The following is a 4,403-nucleotide window of genomic DNA, read 5'->3' as shown; positions in this document are numbered from 1 at the left end:
CGCTCAGCGACACCCCGGCCACGGCGAGAATCGCGCCGTCGTAGATCACCTCGATGTCGTTGACCGTCAGCAGCGCGGCGTGTGCAGATTCAGCGGCGGGTAGGCTCATGATTTATTCATCCCCGGTGCAGGTGCGTGGCGTCAGGCCTTTTTCTTTGGCGAACGCGGCGGACTTTTCATCGATCAGCGGGCGCAGCAGCGCACGGTCGGCGGCGATCCAGTCGCTGACCAGCGTCCAGTTGGCGCCATCCCACTGCTGTACTCGCGCCGAGCCGCCGCCTTCGTGGTCACGGCACGACAGCTTGAGGTTCTGCATCAGGCCCAGGTAACCCATGGCCTTGAGCCGCGCGTCGTCGATATTCAGGTGTTCCAGGCCCCAGCGGCCTTCTTCGCCATTGAGCGGGCGCTTGCCGAACCTGGCCTGGGCGGTGCGGATCGCTTCCACCGCCACGGCGGCGTTCACCAGGCCGGAATTGTAGTAGACGCTGCCGAAGTTTTTCAGGTCCTTGAGATCGCTATGGCCTTTGTCGAGGACGTATTGCTTGAGGCGCTTGTGGATCTCGAAGTCGGCGCCGGCCGGGTATGGCGTGAGCGCCAGGTAGCCTTTGGCAGCGGTGCCGGCGGGCAATACGTCTTCGCTGGAGCTGGCCCAGATATCGCCGATGATATGGTCGACCGGGAAGCCAAAACGTGCGGCGGTTTTCACCGCGACCGGCGTGGACACGCCCCACGTGCGCAGGAACACCCAGTCCGGATTGGCCTGGCGCACCTGGCGCCATTGCGCGGACTGCTCGTTGCCCGGGTCGGCCACCGGAATCTGGATATTCTCAAAGCCGTACTTCTCGGCGAGCAGTTTCAGCGGGCCGAGGGTTTCGCGACCGTAGGCCGAGTCGTGGTAGACCGTGGCGATCTTCTTGCCCTTGAGTTTGTCGAAACCGCCTTCGCGCTGGGCGATGTAGTTCACCAGGCTCGACGCCTCGCTGTAGAAGGTCAGCATCACCGGGAAGTTGTACGGGAACACAGTGCCGTCGGTGGCTTCGGTGCGGCCATACCCGAGAGTGATCAACGGGATCTTGTCCACCTCGGCACGCTCACTCAAGGCATAGGCCGCGGGTGCGCCGTTAGGCTGGTACACCGCGACCGGCGCGCCATCCAGGCCGTTCTTGAAGCGCTCGTAGCACTCGATGCCCTTCTCCGCCGTCCATTCGGTCTCGCATTCCTGCCACACCAGTTTTACGCCATTGATACCGCCTTCGACCTCGTTGATGTAGCGCAGGTAGTCGATCATCCCGGCCCACACCTGCACGCCGCTGGAGGCATAGGCGCCGACGCGGTAGGTGGCCAGGGGAAAGAACTGCTGGTCGGGCGACGCCACGGCCTGGGGCACTGCACTGGCCAGGGTGGCCAGCGCGAAGGCGGCGCCGGCCAGGGAACGTTTCAAGGATGCACGCATTGGGGGGTTCTCTTCTCAGTCAATAATGTAGCGTTCAAAAACGCAGAGGCCACTGACGCAGCCGATCGCAAAGGTTGTGCAACAGGCGAATCAACCCTTCGGGTTCCTTGATCAGGAACACGATGATCAGCACGCCAAAGATGATTTTCTGCAGGTTCTGCAACTGCCCCGCATCCACCGAACCGCCGAACAGCGCCTGCCCGGCGTGGCTGAGGAAGATCGGCAGCAAACTGATAAACGCCGCGCCGACGAAGTTGCCGGCGATGCTGCCCATGCCGCCGATAATGATGATGAACAGGATCTGGAACGAACGATTGATATCGAAGCTGCTGGCGCTGGCCGTGCCCAGATAGGCGAAGGCCCATAGCGCACCGGCGATGCCGAGGTAGAACGAGCTGACCGCAAACGCCAGGCGTTTGTAACGCACCACCGGGATGCCCACCACGGCGGCGGCGGTGTCCATGTCGCGGATCGCCATCCAGTTGCGGCCCACCTGGCTGCGCACCAGGTTGACGGCGCTCCAGGTCAGCAGCAGCACGGTCAGCAGCGTCAGCCAGTAGCGCCCCAGCGGCGTGTTGAGGTCATACCCGAACAACGCCAGCTTCGGCGCGGAGATCGTGCCGGACGAACCGTAGTTGTAGAACCAGGGGAATTTGACGAACAGCCACTCGAGGAAAAACTGCGCGGCCAGGGTGGTGACCATCAGGTAGAAACCCTTGATCCGCGAACTGGGCAGGCCAAACAGCAAACCGACCAACGCACTGATAAGGCCGCCACCGAGCAACGCCACCGGCAAGCCCAGCTCCGGCAGGCGCAGCAGAAAGCCGTAGGTGGCAAACGCACCGACCGCCATGAATCCGGCGGCGCCCACCGAAGTCTGCCCGGTATAGCCGGTCAGCAGGTTCAGGCCCAGCCCGGCCAGGGACAGCACCAGGAACGGGATCAGGATCGCATTCAGCCAATAATCATTGCCCCACAGCGGCACCACGATAAACGCCAGCGCCAACAGGCCGAGCAGGCCCCAGGGCACTCGGCGCTGGACCAGCAGTAACGGTGCAGTTTCTTGAGCAATAGGGATCGACATGGTTTCAGACTCGCTCGATGGCGCGCTCGCCGAACAGGCCGGCGGGACGGATATACAGGAAGGCCAGGGCCAGGACGTAGGCAAACCACGGCGTGATGCCGCCGCCGAGCAGCGGGCCGATATACACCTCGGCGAGGTTCTCCGCCGCGCCGACAATCAGCCCGCCGACAATTGCCCCGCCAATCGAGGTAAAGCCGCCGATGATCAACACCGGCAAGGCCTTGAGCACCACCAGTGACAGCGAGAACTGCACACCCTGGCGCGCGCCCCACAACAGCCCGGCCACCAGCCCGACGATCCCGGCCACCGCCCAGACGATCTGCCAGATCCGGTTGAGGTTGATGCCGATGGACAGCGCCGCCGTGGTGTCATCGGCCACGGCGCGCAACGACACGCCGATGCGGGTCTTGTTGAAGAGCAACGCCAGGACCGTCACCAGCACCACGGCGGCCGCGGCCGCGATCAGGTCGAACTGGCTGAGCATCAGCGGCCCGACGAACAGCGGCACATCGTCGATGCCCAAGTCCAGCGCACGCACCTGCGAGCCCATCAAGCCCTGGGCCAGGCCTTCGATAATGAACGACAGGCCCAGGGTGGCCATGAACAGGGTGATCTGCGAACGGTTCACCAGTGGGCGCAGCACCAGGCGCTCGATGAGCAAGGCGCCGACGACCATCACCGCCACCGTCAGCAACAGCGCCAGGGCAAACGGCACGCCCTGGTCATGCAGGCTGACGAAGGTCAGCGCGGCAAACAGCAACATCGAGCCCTGGGCGAAATTGAACACGCCGCTGGCCTTGTAGATCAGCACAAAACCGATGGCGACCAGCGAGTACATGGTGCCGGCGAGCAGGCCGCCGAGCAGGGTTTCGAAAAAGAACGTCATCAGTGGACCACTCCCAGGTACGCCGCGATCACGTCGGGGTTGGCCTGCACTTGGGCGGGGGTGCCGTCACCGACCTTGCGCCCGTAGTCGAGCACCACCACATGGTCGGACAGGCCCATGACCACGCCCATGTCGTGCTCGATCAACACCACCGTGGTGCCCAGGTCGCGGTTCACATCGGCGACAAAGCGCGCCATCTCCTGTTTTTCCTCGGCATTCATCCCGGCCATCGGTTCATCCAGCAGGAGCAGGCTGGGCCCGGCGATCAGCGCCCGGCCGAGCTCCACGCGCTTTTGCAGGCCGTAGGACAAGTTGCCCACCAGCACATCGCGGTGGGCCTGCAGCTCAAGGAACTCGAGGATGCCCTGGGCACGCCGGCGGAACGCTTCGGCCTCGCGACGCGCGCGGGGTAAGCCGAGGGCCTGCTCGATAAAGCTCGTGCGCATATGCCGCGACAGGCCGGTGAGGATGTTGTCGAGCACGCTCATCTTTTTGAACAGCGCGTTGTTCTGAAAGGTCCGCCCAATGCCTCGGCGCGCGGCGCCCAAGGGGTCGATTCGGTGGAAATGCTGCTGCTCGAACACGATCTCGCCGGCATCGAAGCGATACACACCGTTGAGCACATTGAGCAGCGAACTCTTGCCGGCGCCGTTGGGGCCGATCAGCGCGCAGATCTCGCCGCGCTGTACGTCGAAGGACAAGGCATTGATCGCCTTGACCCCCTTGAATGACAGCGAGATATCCCGCACCTGAAGAATGGCTTGGCTCATGCGATGTCCCGTTTGAATTCAGCCAGCCACACCGGGTCGCTCACGGACGTGCCCGTGCTGGGTGGCTGCCAGATAGAGGCCAGGCGTTGGAAGCCCAGCAGTTTGCGCACGCGGTTTTTCAGCAGACGGCGCAGGCCGCTGTGCGGCTGGGCAATGGCCCAGTCACACAGGCGTCGGCGCCAGGACCGACAGCCTGGAATCCAAACTGGT

4 protein-coding genes and 2 pseudogenes are annotated in these 4,403 nt (G+C 63.7%); all 6 read right to left on the bottom strand.

Going from position 1 to position 4,403, the window contains the following annotated elements; genetic code table 11:
* A pseudogene (locus tag L9Z73_RS26150) lies at positions 1–109 on the bottom strand (ABC transporter ATP-binding protein); the annotation flags it as partial.
* 3 nt (positions 110–112) lie between these two features.
* Positions 113–1,453 (bottom strand): ABC transporter substrate-binding protein, encoded by a 1,341-nt coding sequence (locus tag L9Z73_RS26145; protein ID WP_247407363.1) that lies wholly within the window; start codon positions 1,451–1,453, stop codon positions 113–115.
* A gap of 34 nt (positions 1,454–1,487) precedes the next feature.
* On the bottom strand, positions 1,488–2,537 hold the full coding sequence (locus tag L9Z73_RS26140) for a branched-chain amino acid ABC transporter permease (protein ID WP_247407360.1): 1,050 nt from the start codon (positions 2,535–2,537) through the stop codon (positions 1,488–1,490).
* Between the two features lie 4 nt (positions 2,538–2,541).
* Positions 2,542–3,423 (bottom strand): branched-chain amino acid ABC transporter permease, encoded by an 882-nt coding sequence (locus L9Z73_RS26135; protein ID WP_247407358.1) that lies wholly within the window; start codon positions 3,421–3,423, stop codon positions 2,542–2,544.
* Positions 3,423–4,193 (bottom strand): ABC transporter ATP-binding protein, encoded by a 771-nt coding sequence (locus L9Z73_RS26130; RefSeq protein WP_247407356.1) that lies wholly within the window; start codon positions 4,191–4,193, stop codon positions 3,423–3,425. The genes L9Z73_RS26135 and L9Z73_RS26130 overlap by 1 nt, the downstream gene beginning before the upstream one ends.
* A pseudogene (locus L9Z73_RS26125) lies at positions 4,190–4,403 on the bottom strand (hypothetical protein); the annotation flags it as partial. The pseudogene L9Z73_RS26125 and the gene L9Z73_RS26130, both read right to left, overlap by 4 nt.

The sequence above is a fragment of the Pseudomonas emilianonis genome (assembly GCF_023072625.1).
In the GTDB taxonomy this organism is placed as follows: Bacteria; Pseudomonadota; Gammaproteobacteria; order Pseudomonadales; family Pseudomonadaceae; genus Aquipseudomonas; species Aquipseudomonas paraveronii.
Note: the sequence above shows the minus strand (reverse complement) of the source record. Positions and strands in the feature narration are given on the sequence as shown.

What these genes read in the sequence shown, in the direction of transcription:
- L9Z73_RS26145 (WP_247407363.1), bottom strand. Translation starts at nt 1,453, where the DNA reads ATGCGTGCATCCTTGAAACGTTCCCTGGCCGGCGCCGCCTTCGCGCTG.
- L9Z73_RS26140 (WP_247407360.1), bottom strand. Translation starts at nt 2,537, where the DNA reads ATGTCGATCCCTATTGCTCAAGAAACTGCACCGTTACTGCTGGTCCAG.
- L9Z73_RS26135 (WP_247407358.1), bottom strand. Translation starts at nt 3,423, where the DNA reads ATGACGTTCTTTTTCGAAACCCTGCTCGGCGGCCTGCTCGCCGGCACC.
- L9Z73_RS26130 (WP_247407356.1), bottom strand. Translation starts at nt 4,193, where the DNA reads ATGAGCCAAGCCATTCTTCAGGTGCGGGATATCTCGCTGTCATTCAAG.